The organism is Anaeromassilibacillus sp. SJQ-5, assembly GCF_054108045.1.
Window position 1 is genome coordinate 71,489 of sequence record NZ_JBPJWQ010000001.1, and the last position, 15,562, is coordinate 87,050.

Sequence of the window (15,562 nt, forward strand, 5' to 3'; positions counted from 1 at the left end):
ACCGGAAACCAAATTCTCTATTGACAAACCCCGCTGAGGTATATATAATATTTTGCGTGACACTTTGAGGTGAAGTATGCTTCTACAGCTGAAACCGTTGTTTATGGGCGAGATCGAGTCCCTGCCCATCGACGCAGAACTGGATTTTTCCGGGGTGGAGTTCCAAGGAATCCACCCTTTTACACAGCCAGTCCGGGTGAAGGGCGAGGCCGCTTGTTCGGCCGGCGTGGTCACTCTGCGGGCGGCGGCGGAATTCCGGTTCGACGGCCATTGCGATCGCTGCAATGAGGCGATTCAAAGGCCGTTCCGGATTCCCATGGAGCATATCCTGGTGGCGTCTCTGAACAATGAGGAAACCGACGATTTCGTCCTCATCGACAACTACCAGTTGTCCTTGGACGAACTGGCGCGGGCGGATATTCTGCTGGAGCTGCCGTCGAAATTCCTCTGCCGTGAGGACTGCCGCGGGCTTTGTCCCATGTGTGGTAAGAATCTCAACGAAGGGCTCTGCGGCTGTCATTCCGACAGGACGGATCCCCGGCTTGAGGTGCTCAAACAGCTCATCAACTAGTGGCGGATTTTCCGCCGGATTAGGACTAAGGAGGTGCTGACATGGCGGTACCCAAGAGGAAACATTCCAAAGCCCGGCGTGACAAGCGGCGCAACAACGTTTGGAAGCTGGATGCTCCGGCGCTGATGAAATGCCCGCAGTGCGGCGAATACAAACGCCCGCACCGGCTCTGTGGCAATTGTGGGTATTACAATGGCCGGCAGGTTGTCAAAACCGAAGGCTGAACGCGGCCCTAAAGGTAGAGGAGGAGCAATCCTTCTCTATTTTTATGTCTGCATATCTCTTTGAACAAAGGAGGCGCGCCGCCATGCCGGTGACCATTCAAGACGTGACCCCGGGCAGCCCGGCGGCCCGCAAACGCATCCGTCCCGGGGAAACCTTGCTGCGCATCAACGGCCACGTCATTGAGGACGTGCTGGACTACCGCTTTTACCTGATGGAAACCGACCTGCGGGTGGCGGTGACCGATGGAAAGAAGGCCCGGGTGGTGCATATCCGCAAGGGGGAGAGCGAGGACATCGGCCTGTCCTTCGAGACCTACCTGATGGACAAGCAGCATTCTTGTCGGAACCAATGCATTTTCTGCTTCATCGACCAGCTGCCGCCCGGGATGCGCCAAAGCCTGTATTTCAAGGACGACGACAGCCGCCTGTCCTTCCTGTTCGGCAATTATATCACCCTGACCAACCTGAGCGATCACGAGATCGAGCGGATTCTCGCCATGCACATCAGCCCCATCAACATTTCGGTGCACACCACTAACCCGGCGCTGCGCTGCCGGATGATGGGCAACCGCTTTGCCGGGGAGAAGCTGGCGGTGCTGCGCCGGTTCGCTGACGCGGGCTTAGCCATCAATTGCCAGCTGGTGCTGGTGCCCGGCTACAACGACGGGGAGGAGCTGACCAACACCCTGCGGGATCTGGCGGAACTGGCCCCGGCGGTGAAAAGCGTGGCCGCCGTGCCGGTGGGCCTGACCAAATACCGGGAAGGGCTGACGCCTCTGCGCCTGTTCACCCCGGAGGAATCCCGGGACGTCATCCGCCGCATGGAAGCCATGGGGGAGGAGATGCTGCAAAAGCATGGGACGCGGCTGTTCTATCCCTCCGATGAATTTTTCATCAAGGCGGGTCTGCCCATGCCGGACGCCGCGTATTATGGAGACATGGCCCAGCTGGAGAACGGGGTGGGCATGACCGCTCTGCTCGAGGAGCAGTTCCGCGAGGCCCTGGCCGCCGCCCGGGAGGAGGGCCGCCGCCCGGCGGGCAGCCGTCTGCTTATCGCCACCGGCCTGCTGGCCGCGCCGATTCTGAGCCGTCTGGTTGACGAGGCGCGGGAAACGTGGCATAATTTACTGGTGGAAGTCGTCCCCATAAAGAACCGGTTTTTTGGGGAAACTATTACCGTGGCCGGTCTGCTGACCGGCCGGGATTTAATGGAACAGCTGCGCGGCCGGGAGGCGGACATTCTTCTCCTTCCCCGGGACATGCTCCGGCGGGAGGGCGACTGCTTCCTGGACGACGCCACCCCCGACGAGGTGGCGCAGGCCCTGTCGATGCGGGTGGAGATGCTGCCGGTGGACGGCGCGGATCTGCTGGAAGCGCTGTTCTGGTAACCGAAGTAAAATAGATAGGTGGTGATCCCTATGGCGCGGCCGGTAGTGGCGGTGGTAGGGCGTCCCAATGTGGGAAAATCGACATTGTTCAATAAGCTCATCGGGCAGCGGCTGTCCATCGTCAAGGACACGCCCGGCGTGACCCGGGATCGGATCTTCGCCGCGTGCGAATGGCGCAGCCGCACCTTCATGCTGGCAGACACCGGGGGCATCGAGCCCCATTCCGACGACGTGATCCTCTCCCAGATGCGGCGGCAGGCCCAACTGGCCATCGACCAGGCGGACGTTATCGTGCTGGTGACCGATCTGCGCGCCGGGGTGACGGCCAACGATCAGGATGTGGCCGTGATGCTCAAGAAAAGCGGCAAGCCGGTGGTGCTCTGCGTCAACAAGTGCGACGCGCCCGGAAGCCCGCCGCCGGAATTCTACGAGTTTTACAACCTGGGACTGGGGGATCCCGTCCCGGTATCCTCCGTCCACGGTCACGGTACCGGCGACCTGCTCGACGCGGTGTTCGCCTATTTCCCGCCGGAGGAAGGGGAGGAGGAGGCCCCGGACGTCATCAAGGTGGCGGTCATCGGCAAGCCCAACGCGGGGAAGTCCTCCCTCATCAACACCATTGCCGGGGAGGAACGAAGCATCGTTTCCTCCATCGCCGGCACCACCCGGGACGCGGTGGACACCGCCGTCCACAACCAGTACGGGGACTTTATTTTCATCGACACGGCGGGCCTGCGGCGCAAGAGCCGGGTGGACGACGCCATCGAAAAATACAGCGTGCTGCGGGCCGAAATGGCTGTGGAGCGGGCCGACGTCTGTGTCATCCTCATCGACGGGGCGGAGGGCTTCACCGAGCAGGACAGCAAGGTGGCGGGCATCGCGCACCAGCAGGGGAAGGCCTGCATCATCGCGGTCAACAAATGGGACGCGGTGGAGAAGGACGGCCACACCATGGAGCGGATGCGCAAGGAGCTGGCCGAGGATTTCTCCTTTATGGCCTATGCGCCCTTCCTGTTCCTGTCCGCCAAGACCGGACAGCGAGTGGATAAGCTCTTCGAGATGATTGTGAATGTCGCGCAGCAGAACGCCATGCGCATTTCCACCGGCATGCTCAACGATGTGCTGGCCCAGGCCACGGCCCGGGTGCAGCCGCCCACCGACAAGGGGCGCCGCCTGCGGATTTACTACATGACCCAGCCGTCCACCCGGCCGCCCACCTTCGTCTTTTTCGTCAACCGGGCGGATTTGTTCCATTTCTCCTACCAGCGGTATCTGGAGAATCAGATCCGGGAGACCTTCGGGCTGGTGGGGACGCCGGTGCGCTTTATCATCCGGGAAAAAGGCGATTCCAGCACCAGATAATCCAGATTAGACAGAGGGGAACAAGAATATGGGAGACTTTCTGCAAAACAGCTGGCTGGCCCTGCTGCTGACGGCGGCCGCCGCCTATCTGCTGGGCAGCATTAACTCCGCCATCATCGTCACCAGGTTATTCGCCAAGGAGGACATCCGCTCCTATGGCAGCGGCAACGCCGGGGCCACCAACGTCCTGCGTTCCCAGGGCAAGCTGCCCGCCATTTTGACCACCGTCGGGGATTTGGCCAAGAGCTTTGCCGCGGTGCTGCTGGGCGGCTTCCTGCTGACCAATCTCAGCCTTGGCCAGCCGTCGGTCTCCAGCTATCTCGCGCCCTTTATGCTGGAGGAAAATCTCCGGCTGGTGGGGCAGTACCTGGCGGGCTTCTTCTGCATCATCGGGCACCTGTTCCCCCTGTATTTCGGTTTCCGGGGCGGCAAGGGCGTGCTGACCACCCTGGGCATGATGCTCATCCTGGACTGGAAGGTGGCCCTCCTCAGCCTGCTGATGTTCATCATCGTGGTGCTGTTCAGCCGGATGGTGTCATTAGGCTCCATTTGCGCGGCGGCGACCATGGCGGTGCTTACATACGTGTTCCGTATGTTCGTCTACAAGCAGGACGCCTCCACCGTGATTTTCTGCACCTGCATGGCCGTCCTCATCGCGGCCATCCTCATCATTAAGCACATTCCGAACATCAAGCGGATCGCCAAGGGGACGGAAAGCAAGCTGTCCTTCGGCAAGAAATAAAGCGGAACCGCCCGGGAAAGCGCGAAAGCGGCGCTTTCCGGGTGGTTCTTTTCGATTGCTTGCGAAACGGGCGCGGGTGGGGTATAATACCCTGCGTAAACGGTGCGGCAGCGCGGAGCGCTTTCGTACCTGTAAACATCGTTGGCTTGTGCTTGCTTTTGTGGTATAATAACCTCACGCCGTAAACGGAAATCCAAGATTTCCGACGGCTGAGAGACCATTGAACCACTCCGGAACGGGCAAAGCCGTTCCGGACTAAGGAGGGCGGCGCTCCGCGCGCCTTGTGGTATAATAACCTCACGCCGTAAACGGAAATCCAAGATTTCCGACGGCTGAGAGAACATTGAATCACTCCGGAACGGACAAGGCCGTTCCGGACTAAGGAGGGCGGCGCTCCGCGCCGCCTTGTGGTATAAGGATACAAACGCCGTCCGGACTATGGGCGGCTCACTTTCATCAGAGAGGCGGTTCGGTTTATGGCAAACATCGCAGTCATCGGCGCGGGGGGCTGGGGCACCGCCCTGGCCGTCATGGCTCATCAATACGGCAACACGGTGTCCCTGTGGTCCCCTTTCGAGGAAGAGGTGGCGGCCATCCGGCGGCACGACGAGCATAAAAAGCTGCTGCCCGGCGTGGCGGTGCCGCCGGCCATCCGGCTGACCACCAACATCGCCTGCGCGGCGGGGGCGGATCTCGTGATTATGGCGGTACCCTCCTTTGCCATTCGGTCCACCGCCGCCCGGCTGGCCGACGTGGTCAAGCCGGCGACCATCATTGCCAACGCGGGCAAGGGGCTGGAGGACGCCACCCTCAAGCGCTTTACCCAGGTTATCGCGGAGGCGGCGCCCGCCGCGCGGGTGGTGGCCCTGTCCGGCCCCTCCCACGCTGAGGAGGTGGCCCGGGGCGTCCCCACCACGGTGGTCAGCGCCTCGGAGGATCTGGCGGCGGCCGAACGGGTGCAGGAGCTGCTGATGAATCCGTCCTTCCGCATTTATGTCAACCGGGATGTGACGGGCGTGGAGCTGGGCGGTGCGCTGAAAAACGTGGTGGCGCTGGCCGCCGGCGTGGTGGACGGTCTGGACATGGGGGACAACACCAAGGCGGCGCTGATGACCCGGGGGGTGGCGGAAATGGCCCGGCTGGGCGTGGCCCTGGGGGCGCAGGCGGACACCTTTGCGGGCCTGTCCGGCATGGGAGACCTCATTGTGACCTGCGGCAGCATGCATTCCCGCAATCGGCGGGCGGGTATTCTCATCGGCCAGGGGCACACCCCGGAGGCGGCGGTGAAAATCGTCGGCACGGTGGAGGGGTATCTGGCCGCCCGGGCGGCCTGGCAGCTGGCGCAGCAGAACGGGGTGGAAATGCCCATCACCGAGCAGTGCTACCGGGTCTGCTACGAGGGGCAGGATCCCAAGGAGGCCCTGCGGGCGCTCATGGGGCGGCCCAAGAAGCAGGAGAGCGAAAGCGCCTGGATTTGAGATACAAAAGGACCGGAAGCGCGGGCTTCCGGTCCTTTTTGTATAGGGGAAGGCTTTGGTTCGCCGCGTGTCGGTGGGGAGGGCTGGCTTGTGCGTGGATCCGCGGGCGAGCGATGCTCGCTCCTACAGGGAAGCCGCTGAGGTCGGCGGGTATGCGAGCGATACGGGGGAACCGCGGAAGGACAGGGCCTCCGGCTTCCCCGCGTTTCCGGCATAAAGGAGCCGCCTCCTGCTAACGTAGGAGGCGGCTGGCGGTTTATTCTTTTTCGAAATTCTTGGGGTCGCACATCTTAATCGCCCGGTCGTTGATTTCCTTGGGCAGGGTCGCGGCGTACTCCTTGATCTCCTTGTCGAATTCTTCCCACTTGGCGCCGTAGATGATGTTCTCCCGGCTCTCTTTAAAATAGTCCTTGCCGTCGAGCCGGCCCTTTTCGGGATCCAGCCGCAGCACCAGCGCCGCCGTGTTGGTGGAGCCGCCTTTTTTGTACTCGATGATTTTAGCTTCGTCGATTTTCACCGTCTTCAGGGCGTTGGTGAAATCCTCATCGCCGTACAGCTTGGCGTCAATGTCCTTCCGGTTGGGATCCTTGTTTTCTTCCTCTTCCTCGTCTTCCGCGTCGGAGGAGGCGGAAGAGGAATTGCCGGTGCCGGTGGTGGCCGTCGTAGTCGTCGTGGTTGTCGTCGTCGTAGTAGTCGTTGTGGTGGTTGTTGTCGTCGTGGAGCCGCTGGAGGAGGTGCTGGTCTCGGAGGAGGCCTTCTCGTCCGCGTTGTAGGTTTCAATAACCTTGTCGAAGTCCTTGCCGGTGGTATACTGGTTCAGGTACTTCTGCAGCCGTTCCTTGACCTTTTTGATTTCCGCCTCGGACAAATCCTTGCCGTCGTCGTCGGTCAGGGGAATCTCAATGATTTTATAGCTGAGGTAGTTGTCGTTGAAGTATTTCCGGATTTCATCCTCCGACATGGCCTTGGAGCCGTTGTTGTCGTAGGTGCCGTAGAACAGGGCGCGCTCGTTGCAGGAAAAGGCCATGAGCATCTTTTCGTAGCTCTCCTTGCTGATGCCGTAGCGCAGCAGGGCGTCCTGCTTCATGTTTTTGATGGTGGAGTTGACCTGCTCGACGTCCTTTTCCAAGAAGTTGAGCTTGGCCTCCTTCAACTTGTTCTCCAGCGCCTTCTGGCGGATGATGGTGTCCTGGGTGGTGAGCTTGATGTAATCGGACACCGACATCTCAGTTTTGTCGTCCCCATAGGGCAGCTTCTGCGCCCACGGGTCCTTTCCCTGATAGGTGTAATAATACAGTGGGTAGCTTCCCTGATAGAACAGGGAGAAGTAGGTGTTATACAGATAGGCCAGGTAGACGCCGGTGGAATACTCCGTACCGTCCACCGTCATCGCGATTTCCGGCGTGGAACAGCCGGACAGGGACACGGCCGACGTCAGCATCACCGCCGCCAGGGCGGCGCAGGCCAGTCTTTTGAGCTTAAGCATGGTTGATTTCCTCCTTGAGACGGAATAAAAACTTGATACCAGTCAGGGGCTGGAAAAACGCCCGCGCCGGGGCTGCCCAGCGCCATGGCCGTCCCGCGGCCGTTTATCTGTAGGAAACGGCGGCCGCCCGCTGGGCGCACCGCAACGATTCTACTATTATACATGATGCGGAACGGTTTGTCCACTGTCATTTCAGCGGGATGGAAAGAAAAAAATTTGCGACATTTACCCAAGCGCAGGAAGGGAAGAGGGGTAGTAAAAGCGAATGATGGTGGATAACTATGTGGAAAGAGTTTAAAACTATAAAAAATAAATTTAAAAGATTTGGAAAAAATAAACGATAACGGGCGAAAAAGACCGAATGCTCGTGTTTTTTGCCGCGAAAATCGGCGGGGACCGGGAATTTATTCATTTTTACCGACTGCGGAAGCGTTCGGAGGTGGAAAATCGGCGGGCGCTCCTCTGTTCTTTTTTCTCCGGCCATGGTATAATAAAGAAACTGCGGCCCGGGGCGCTCCCGAAGGGGGGACCGGACGCCGCGCTGTCGTGGGAGGCTCATACCACAACGGGGTTAGGAAAGGAAGGATAAGATGGAGGCTTCGTGCAAAAAGCAGCTGTCGATTGCGGCGGCCCGCATCCGCATGGATGTGATTGAAGGGACGTTCCACGCGAAAAGCGGACATCCCGGCGGCTCCCTGTCCATTGCGGACACGCTGGCGTATCTGTATTTCAAGGAGATGAAGGTGGATCCCGCCAATCCCAAATGGGAGGCCCGGGATCGTTTTGTGCTCTCTAAGGGGCACGCGGCCCCCGCCCTGTACGGGGCGCTGGCCCAGAAGGGCTATTTCCCGGAAGCGGAAATCCAGTCGCTGCGCCATGTGGGCGCCATCCTGCAGGGGCATCCCGATATGAAGGGGATCCCCGGTGTGGACATGTCTACCGGCTCATTGGGGCAGGGCGTGTCCTGCGCGGCGGGCATGGCCCTGGCGGCCAAGCTGGACAAGGCCGACTGGCGGGTGTACACCATTCTGGGCGACGGCGAAATCGAAGAAGGCCAGGTCTGGGAAGCGGCCATGTTCGCCGCCCACAAAAAGCTGGACAACCTGTGCGTCGTGGTGGACAACAACGACCTGCAGATCGACGGCAGCCTGGACCAGGTCAATTCCCCCTACCCGATCCCCGAGAAATTCGCGGCCTTCGGCTTCCATGTCATCGTCATCGACGCCCACGACTGGGATCAGCTGGAAGCGGCGTTCGACGCGGCGCGGGCCTGCAAGGGCAAGCCCACCGCCATCATCCAGCACAGCGTCAAGGGCAAGGGCGTGTCCTTCATGGAAAACCAGGTGGGCTGGCACGGAACGGCCCCCAATCAGGAGCAGTATGAAACCGCAATGGCCGAGCTGAAGGCGGCCCTGCACGAGTTGGAGGTGGGTTGAGCATGGCGGAACAGATAAAAAAAGCCACCCGCGATTCTTACGGCGCGGCCCTGGTTGAGCTGGGCGCGGAAATGCCCAATCTGGTGGTGATGGACGCTGACCTGTCGGCTGCCACCAAGACCGGCATGTTCCGCAAGGCGTATCCCGACCGGTTCATCAACGCCGGCATTGCCGAGGGCAACATGATGAGCGTGGCGGCCGGCATGGCCGCCGCCGGCAAGGTGGTGTTCGCCTCCTCCTTCGCCATGTTCGCCGCCGGGCGCGCCTTTGAGCAGGTGCGCAACTCCATCGGCTATCCGCATCTGAACGTGAAAATCGGCGCCACCCACGCGGGCATCTCCGTCGGGGAGGACGGCGCGACCCATCAGTGCTGCGAGGACATCGCCCTGATGCGCAGCATCCCCGGCATGACCGTCATCAATCCGGCGGACGACACTGAGGCACGGCTGGCCGTCCGCGCGGCCGCGGCCATGGACGGACCGGCGTACCTGCGTTTCGGCCGGCTGGCCGTGCCGGTGGTGCTTGGCAGCGACTACCGCTTTGAAATCGGCAAGGGCGTCCAGCTGACGGAGGGCGGCGATGTGACCATCATTGCCACCGGTCTGATGGTGGGCGAGGCGCTGCTGGCCGCCGAGCAGCTGAAAAACGAGGGCATTGCCGCCCGCGTGGTCAACATGGCCACCATCAAGCCCATCGATCGGGACATCATCGTGGCCGCGGCCCGGGAAACCGGCGTTATCGTCACCGCGGAGGAGCACAGCATCTACGGGGGCCTGGGCAGCGCGGTGGCCGAGGTGGTCTGCGAGACCGTGCCGGTGCCGGTGATCCGGGTGGGCGTGAACGACACCTTCGGCAAATCCGGCCCCGCGGTGGAGCTGCTGAAGGTTTTCGGCCTGTGCGCTGAGAACATTGTCGCCCGCGTACGGGACGCCGTGGCGCTGAAAAAGTAAGAGGTAAATTCCCATACAGGCGCAGCCGTCCGGCTGCGCCTGTACCTCCTTTTAAAATTTATATGACCTCCAACAATCCAGCCGTCCGGGGCATTGTATTGGATGTGAGGAGGGGAAAGAGGGTCTTTCCATGTTAACGGATATTGAAATCGCCCAAAGCGTCACGCCGATGCCCGTGGAGGACATCGCCGCCGGGCTGGGCCTTTCCCGTGGGGAGCTGGTGATGTACGGCAGCGACAAGGCCAAGGTGCGGCTCTCGGCGCTGAAGGATCGGCAGGATCGGCCCGACGGCAAGCTGGTATTGGTCACGGCCATCACGCCCACCCCCGCCGGGGAGGGCAAGACCACCACCACCGTAGGACTGGGCGATGCGCTGCATCGGCTGGGCAAAAAGACGGTGCTGGCCCTGCGGGAGCCGTCCCTCGGGCCGGTGTTCGGCATCAAGGGCGGCGCGGCCGGCGGCGGGTATGCCCAGGTCATTCCCATGGAGGACATCAACCTGCATTTCACCGGCGATATGCACGCCATCGGCGCGGCCAATAACCTGCTGGCCGCCATGCTGGACAACCATATCCATCAGGGCAACGCCCTTGGCATCGATACCCGGCGCATCACCTGGAAGCGGTGCGTGGACATGAACGACCGGCAGCTGCGGCAGATCACCGACGGGCTGGGCGGCCGGCTGAACGGCGTGCCGCGGGAGGACGGGTTTGACATCACCGTGGCCTCCGAAATCATGGCCATTCTCTGTTTGGCCAGGGATATCCCCGACCTCAAGGAAAAGCTGGCGGCCATCGTGGTGGGTTACACCCGGGACGAGCAGCCGGTCACCGCCGGGCAGCTGAAGGCCCAGGGGGCCATGGCCGCCCTCCTCAAAGACGCCATCCAGCCCAATCTGGTGCAGACGCTGGAGGGGACCCCCGCGTTTGTCCACGGCGGGCCCTTTGCCAACATCGCCCACGGGTGCAACAGCGTCACCGCCACCCGCATGGCCCTGAAGCTGGGCGATTATGTCATCACCGAAGCCGGCTTCGGCGCGGATCTGGGGGCGGAGAAGTTCCTGGACATCAAATGCCGCAAGGCGGGGCTGCGGCCCGATGCGGTGGTCATCGTAGCGACGGTGCGGGCGCTCAAGCACCACGGCGGCGCCGAGAAGGGCCGACTGGGCGAGGAGAACCTGGAGGCGCTGGAAAGAGGCCTGCCCAACCTCCTCAAGCACATCGAGAACATCACCGTGAAGTTCGGCCTGCCCGCCGTGGTGGCCGTCAATCGCTTCCCCACCGACACCGAGGCGGAGCTGGCCCTGGTGCGGTCCAAATGCGCCGAGGCGGGGGCCAACGTGGCGCTGTCCGAGGTGTGGGCCAAGGGCGGCGAGGGCGGCCTCGAGCTGGCGCGGGAGGTACTGCGCCTGACGGAGGAGCCCAACCATTTTACCATGATGTACGAGGACAGCCTTCCCCTCAAGGAGAAGATCGCCGCCGTGGTGCGGGAAATTTACAACGGGGACGGGGTGGATTTCACCCCCGCCGCCTCTCGCGAGCTGGATAAGCTGGAGGCCCTGGGGTTCGGCCATTTGCCGGTATGCATGGCCAAAACCCAGTATTCCCTGTCCGACAATCCCGCCCTGCTGGGCTGGCCGTCCGGGTTCCGGGTGACGGTGCGCGGCGTACGGCTGGCGGCGGGTGCTGGGTTTGTGGTGGTGCTGACCGGCGACATCATGACCATGCCCGGGCTGCCGAAGGTTCCGGCGGCGGAAGCCATTGATGTGGACGAGAACGGAAAAATCAGCGGCCTGTTCTGACCGGAGACTGCCAGCCGGAGGAAGGGCCCGCCGACATGTGTGGAAAAAGTGACCGCTTGCAATCCGCGTGCCCCTGTGCTATGATAAGGGCAATGCGCCCTCGGTGCAGGCACACAGGAGCTATGGAAAGCCGTTCGACCTTTTCCCCCATTTTCGGCAATCGGCGGCTGGCAGGACAATCAACAGAAAGGTTGGCTGCATATGCGCAAAGAAAACAATCCCGAATCTCGGCACGCGGCGCCCAAGGGCGGCAAGCCGGTCAAGCGGCATCGGTATAAAAAGTCGGTGCGGGTGACGGTTTCCATTCTGTCCTCGCTGATGGTGGTGGTCTCGGTTCTGCTGATGACCGCCGGCGGCTACGTGATGCACGCGATGAATCTCATCGTCGGCGACGAGGAGATCGACGGCAACTATGTCGACTCGCTACCTCCGGACGACGAGGATCCGGACGTCAGCATCGACACGTCCTTCAACCCCAGCGATTACGACAAGAGTGAAGTGAGCAAGATCACTCTGCGGGGCAACACCAAGGACGTGACCAATCTGCTGCTGCTGGGCATCGACGCCCGCACCATGAAGGAGCGGGGACGGTCGGACTCCATGATTATCGTCACCATCAATAAGAAAAACAAGACCATCAAGCTCAGCTCCCTGCTGCGGGACACGGCGGTTACCATCCCCGGCCGGGACAAAAACGGCGACGGCCAGGACGATTATGCCAAGTTGAACGCAGCCTATGCGTACGGCGGCTTCAATCTTCTGTCCAAGACCATCGAGCAGAACTTCCGACTGAAAATCGACAAATACGTGGGCGTGAACTTCGTCGTCTTCCCCATTGCGGTGGACGCTATGGGCGGCATCGACATTTATATGACGGCCAAGGAGGCCTCCAAGGTCTGCGCCCCCGGACAGAAGCTGGAGGACTGGGAGCGGGGCTTCAAAAAAATCGGCACTGAATCCAAGGTGTACCATCTCAACGGCTATCAGGCCCTGCAGTATTCCCGCATTCGGCATATCGACAGCGATTTCAACCGCACCGGCCGCCAGCGCAAGGTCATCGAGCAGCTGATTGTCAAGGCCAAGACCATGAGCTTCGGCACCTTGAATACCATCCTGAACCAGGTGCTGCCCCAGGTGGCGACCAACATGTCGGGCGACGAGCTGATGGGCTATGCCCTCAACGCGGGCAGTTACGCCAACTATGCCATCGACACCAGCTTCCACCTGCCGGAAAACGGCAAGTACAAGGGCTGGACGCTGCCGGGCGGCGGCGCGTCCCTGCGGCTGACCGATCCGGTGGAATCGGTCAAGAGCCTGCACGAATGGATTTACAGCTGATACAAACCGATAAAAAACCGTCCGGTTTTAGGTGTGCACCTTTTTAGAAGAAATAGCTCAGCGGAACTCGTTCCGCTGAGCTATTTCTTGCAAAGCGGCGAAACCCGGCTTGGATTCTCCGCTAATGGCGCGCCGCTTTTGCCGGGCGGTTTTTTCATGTAAAGCTGGTTTCGAACAGGCGGCGGACCTCCTCGGCCAGCAGCCGGTTTTCCGGCGCGGCCAGCTCGGGGTCCTCGCCGGTCAGCTGGACGGCGGCGGCCTGAGCCTCGCGGAACAGGGGCATGTCTCCGTCCAGGTCGGCGATTTTCAAATCCGGCAGGCCGTGCTGCCGGCGGCCGAAAAAGTCCCCCGGACCCCGCAGCTTCAAATCCTCGTCTGCGATGCGGAACCCGTCGTTGGTGGCGCACATGACCTGCAGCCGGCGGCGGGCCTCCTCGTTCTGGGCGTCAGAAATCAGGATGCAGGTGGAGCGGTGCACACCCCGGCCCACCCGGCCCCGCAGCTGATGCAGCTGAGCCAGGCCGAACCGCTCGGCGTTTTCGATGACCATCAGCACGGCGTTCGGCACGTCCACCCCCACCTCAATGACGGTGGTGGACACCAAAACGGCGATGTCTCCCCGGGCGAACGCACTCATCACCCGGTCTTTTTCGGCGGCCTTCATCCGCCCGTGGAGCAGCCCCAGGCTGTAGCCCCGGAAGGGCCCGGAGGCCAGCTGGTCAAAATACGCCGTGGCGGACACCAGGGAGGCGGTTTCCTCCTCGCCGTCCTCCACCAGTGGGCAGACAATATAGGCCTGCCGCCCCTCGGCGATATGCTTTTTGATATAGTTGTAGGCCCGTTCCCGCTTGCCGGTGTCCACCGCGTAGGTCTCGATGGGCTGGCGTCCGGGCGGCAGCTCATCCAAGATGGAGACGTCCAAATCTCCGTACACAATCAAGGCCAGGGTGCGGGGAATGGGGGTGGCGGACATGACCAGCATATGGGGGTTGGCCCCCTTGGCCGCCAAGGTGGCCCGCTGCGCCACGCCGAACCGGTGCTGCTCGTCTGTGATCACCAGCCCCAGCCGGTGAAAGACCACCCCTTCGGACAGCAGGGCGTGGGTGCCCACGATGAAATCGATGTCGCCGGCGGCCAAATCTGCCTGCACCTGCTTCTTGACCGCCGCCGGCTGGGAGCCGGTGAGCAGGCCCACCCGCACCCCGCTGCCCGCCAGCAGCTTGGTCAGAGAGCGGGCGTGCTGTTCGGCCAGCAGCTCGGTGGGGGCCATCATGGCGGCCTGCCAGCCGCCGCGCACGGCGGTGAAGGCCACCCCCGCGGCCACCGCGGTTTTGCCGCTGCCCACGTCCCCCTGGACCAGGCGGCTCATGGGGCAATCCCCCTGCATATCGGCCACGCAGTCGGCAATGGCCCGCCGCTGCGCCCCGGTGAGGGAAAAGGGCAGGCATTCCAGATACTCCGCCGTGTAATCCACCGCGATTTTCGCGCCGGTTTCGCCCCTCGTACGGCCCTTGAGGCGCAGCAGCCCCAGCTGAAGCAGCAGCAGCTCCTCGAACACCAGCCGACGCCGCGCCACGGCCAACGCTTCCCCGTCCACCGGGAAATGGATGTTCTCCAGGGCGTACCGCCGGGTGGCCAGATGGTGGTCGCTGCGCAGGTCGGGGGGGAGCGGATCGTTTCCCAAATCCATGTCCAGCAGGCGGAGCGCCTGGGCCATGTTGGTCTCGATCATGCGGGAGGTCAGTCCCTCCGTCTGCCGGTAAATGGGGCGGATCCGCTGCCCCGTACCCGCGGTCTCCAGCTGGGGGGCGGCCATTTCATACTGACGGCCGTTGCGGGTGACGGTGCCGAACAGGAGCAGTTCCTCCCCCGGGCGCACCTTGGCCGCGGCGAATTTATTGTTGAACAGGGTGACATGCAGCAGATCTTTCCCGTCGGAAACAGGGAACCGATAGAGCACCATCCCCTTGCGGACAAAATGCTCCGCCGGGGCGCGCACCGGCGTGCCCTTGATGCAGCAGGGCGTGTCCGGCAGGGCGTCGGCGATGGCCGTCGTCCGGGACCAATCTTCGTAGGAGCGGGGAAAATGGCGCAGCAGCGCCCCCGCGCTGGTGATGCCCAGCTTCTGATACAAGGCGGCGCGCTTTTCGCCCACGCCCTTGATTTGGTTGAGGGGGATGCCCCACAGGCTGGCCATGCCGCCGCCTCCGATCGAACAAACTTTCGTATTCAGTATACCCGATTTTGCCGGCATTTGCAAGCCCTACGGCATGGTGATAGGGGCGAAGGCGGCGCCGATAAAGGACGCCAAGGCGGCGGGGTTTACCCGCATCTGCACGCCGATCCGCCCCCCGCTGACGTAGAAGGCGGGCAGGGCGCGGGCGGATTCGTCCAGGACGGTGAGGAAGAGCTTCTTCATCCCCACTGGGCTGCAGCCGCCCCGGATATAGCCGGTGACTTTGTTGATGTCCTTGACGGGGATGAGCTCCACCGCCTTTTCGTCCACCGCCCGGGCGGCGGCTTTCAGGTCGAGCTCGGCAGCCACGGGGATGACAAAGACGAAATGGCCGCCCCGCCCTTTGGTCACCAGGGTTTTGTAGACCTGCTCCACCGGCTGCCCCAGCTTGCGGGCCACCGATACGCCGTCGATGCCGTCGTCGGGGGAGTAGGTTTGCAGCTCGTAGGGGATACCGGCTTTGTCCAGTATCCGCATGGCGTTGGTTTTGGCTTCCATATCCGATAGGGCCTCTTTTCCTTCTATATAGCGAAGCGCCGAAAGGGGGACG

Annotated in this window: 13 protein-coding genes; 10 read left to right on the forward strand and 3 right to left on the reverse strand. The window is 62.1% G+C overall.

Annotation, left to right across the window (positions count from 1 at the left end; genetic code table 11):
• The first annotated feature begins 76 nt into the window (after positions 1 to 76).
• From ACSAMM_RS00325 to ACSAMM_RS00350, 6 genes are all read left to right on the forward strand, one after another.
• Positions 77 to 571 (forward strand): YceD family protein, encoded by a 495-nt coding sequence (locus tag ACSAMM_RS00325; RefSeq protein ID WP_178723413.1) that lies wholly within the window; start codon positions 77 to 79, stop codon positions 569 to 571.
• A gap of 41 nt (positions 572 to 612) precedes the next feature.
• Positions 613 to 795, forward strand: a complete 183-nt coding sequence (gene rpmF / locus ACSAMM_RS00330) for a 50S ribosomal protein L32 (RefSeq protein WP_178723411.1) — start codon at positions 613 to 615, stop codon at positions 793 to 795.
• Between the two features lie 44 nt (positions 796 to 839).
• Positions 840 to 2,183 carry a DUF512 domain-containing protein gene (locus ACSAMM_RS00335; RefSeq protein WP_457788957.1) on the forward strand — a complete coding sequence of 448 codons (1,344 nt, stop codon included), beginning with the start codon at positions 840 to 842 and terminating at the stop codon, positions 2,181 to 2,183.
• A 30-nt stretch (positions 2,184 to 2,213) separates the two neighbouring features.
• Positions 2,214 to 3,545, forward strand: coding sequence for a ribosome biogenesis GTPase Der (der, locus tag ACSAMM_RS00340; protein ID WP_457788959.1), 1,332 nt, complete (start codon positions 2,214 to 2,216; stop codon positions 3,543 to 3,545).
• Between the two features lie 28 nt (positions 3,546 to 3,573).
• Complete coding sequence (plsY, locus tag ACSAMM_RS00345) at positions 3,574 to 4,287, forward strand: glycerol-3-phosphate 1-O-acyltransferase PlsY (RefSeq protein ID WP_178723407.1); 714 nt, start codon at positions 3,574 to 3,576, stop codon at positions 4,285 to 4,287.
• Between the two features lie 476 nt (positions 4,288 to 4,763).
• Positions 4,764 to 5,765: an NAD(P)H-dependent glycerol-3-phosphate dehydrogenase gene (locus ACSAMM_RS00350; RefSeq protein WP_457788961.1), complete on the forward strand. Its 1,002-nt coding sequence runs from the start codon at positions 4,764 to 4,766 to the stop codon at positions 5,763 to 5,765.
• Positions 5,766 to 6,021: 256 nt separating this feature from the next.
• Here ACSAMM_RS00350 and ACSAMM_RS00355 read toward each other — a convergent pair whose 3' ends face one another.
• On the reverse strand, positions 6,022 to 7,251 hold the full coding sequence (locus tag ACSAMM_RS00355) for a hypothetical protein (RefSeq protein ID WP_178724744.1): 1,230 nt from the start codon (positions 7,249 to 7,251) through the stop codon (positions 6,022 to 6,024).
• Between the two features lie 590 nt (positions 7,252 to 7,841).
• Between ACSAMM_RS00355 and ACSAMM_RS00360 the strand changes: the two genes are divergently transcribed.
• The 4 genes from ACSAMM_RS00360 (at position 7,842) to ACSAMM_RS00375 (ending at position 12,776) form a co-directional block, all read left to right on the forward strand.
• A complete protein-coding gene (locus ACSAMM_RS00360; RefSeq protein WP_178724746.1) occupies positions 7,842 to 8,687 on the forward strand; it encodes a 1-deoxy-D-xylulose-5-phosphate synthase N-terminal domain-containing protein in 846 nt (281 codons plus the stop codon).
• 2 nt (positions 8,688 to 8,689) lie between these two features.
• A complete protein-coding gene (locus tag ACSAMM_RS00365; RefSeq protein WP_457788964.1) occupies positions 8,690 to 9,637 on the forward strand; it encodes a transketolase family protein in 948 nt (315 codons plus the stop codon).
• Between the two features lie 130 nt (positions 9,638 to 9,767).
• Complete coding sequence (locus ACSAMM_RS00370) at positions 9,768 to 11,438, forward strand: formate--tetrahydrofolate ligase (protein ID WP_457788966.1); 1,671 nt, start codon at positions 9,768 to 9,770, stop codon at positions 11,436 to 11,438.
• A gap of 201 nt (positions 11,439 to 11,639) precedes the next feature.
• Positions 11,640 to 12,776 (forward strand): LCP family glycopolymer transferase, encoded by a 1,137-nt coding sequence (locus tag ACSAMM_RS00375; protein ID WP_178724752.1) that lies wholly within the window; start codon positions 11,640 to 11,642, stop codon positions 12,774 to 12,776.
• Between the two features lie 154 nt (positions 12,777 to 12,930).
• Here ACSAMM_RS00375 and recG read toward each other — a convergent pair whose 3' ends face one another.
• Both recG and ybaK read right to left on the reverse strand, forming a co-directional pair.
• A complete protein-coding gene (gene recG / locus ACSAMM_RS00380) occupies positions 12,931 to 14,973 on the reverse strand; it encodes an ATP-dependent DNA helicase RecG (protein ID WP_457788969.1) in 2,043 nt (680 codons plus the stop codon).
• A gap of 66 nt (positions 14,974 to 15,039) precedes the next feature.
• Positions 15,040 to 15,510: a Cys-tRNA(Pro) deacylase gene (ybaK, locus tag ACSAMM_RS00385; RefSeq protein ID WP_457788972.1), complete on the reverse strand. Its 471-nt coding sequence runs from the start codon at positions 15,508 to 15,510 to the stop codon at positions 15,040 to 15,042.
• Between the last annotated feature and the right edge of the window lie 52 nt (positions 15,511 to 15,562).

What these genes read in the sequence shown, in the direction of transcription:
- ACSAMM_RS00325 (WP_178723413.1), top strand. Translation starts at nt 77, where the DNA reads ATGCTTCTACAGCTGAAACCGTTGTTTATGGGCGAGATCGAGTCCCTG.
- rpmF (WP_178723411.1), top strand. Translation starts at nt 613, where the DNA reads ATGGCGGTACCCAAGAGGAAACATTCCAAAGCCCGGCGTGACAAGCGG.
- ACSAMM_RS00335 (WP_457788957.1), top strand. Translation starts at nt 840, where the DNA reads ATGTCTGCATATCTCTTTGAACAAAGGAGGCGCGCCGCCATGCCGGTG.
- der (WP_457788959.1), top strand. Translation starts at nt 2,214, where the DNA reads ATGGCGCGGCCGGTAGTGGCGGTGGTAGGGCGTCCCAATGTGGGAAAA.
- plsY (WP_178723407.1), top strand. Translation starts at nt 3,574, where the DNA reads ATGGGAGACTTTCTGCAAAACAGCTGGCTGGCCCTGCTGCTGACGGCG.
- ACSAMM_RS00350 (WP_457788961.1), top strand. Translation starts at nt 4,764, where the DNA reads ATGGCAAACATCGCAGTCATCGGCGCGGGGGGCTGGGGCACCGCCCTG.
- ACSAMM_RS00355 (WP_178724744.1), bottom strand. Translation starts at nt 7,251, where the DNA reads ATGCTTAAGCTCAAAAGACTGGCCTGCGCCGCCCTGGCGGCGGTGATG.
- ACSAMM_RS00360 (WP_178724746.1), top strand. Translation starts at nt 7,842, where the DNA reads ATGGAGGCTTCGTGCAAAAAGCAGCTGTCGATTGCGGCGGCCCGCATC.
- ACSAMM_RS00365 (WP_457788964.1), top strand. Translation starts at nt 8,690, where the DNA reads ATGGCGGAACAGATAAAAAAAGCCACCCGCGATTCTTACGGCGCGGCC.
- ACSAMM_RS00370 (WP_457788966.1), top strand. Translation starts at nt 9,768, where the DNA reads ATGTTAACGGATATTGAAATCGCCCAAAGCGTCACGCCGATGCCCGTG.
- ACSAMM_RS00375 (WP_178724752.1), top strand. Translation starts at nt 11,640, where the DNA reads ATGCGCAAAGAAAACAATCCCGAATCTCGGCACGCGGCGCCCAAGGGC.
- recG (WP_457788969.1), bottom strand. Translation starts at nt 14,973, where the DNA reads ATGGCCAGCCTGTGGGGCATCCCCCTCAACCAAATCAAGGGCGTGGGC.
- ybaK (WP_457788972.1), bottom strand. Translation starts at nt 15,510, where the DNA reads ATGGAAGCCAAAACCAACGCCATGCGGATACTGGACAAAGCCGGTATC.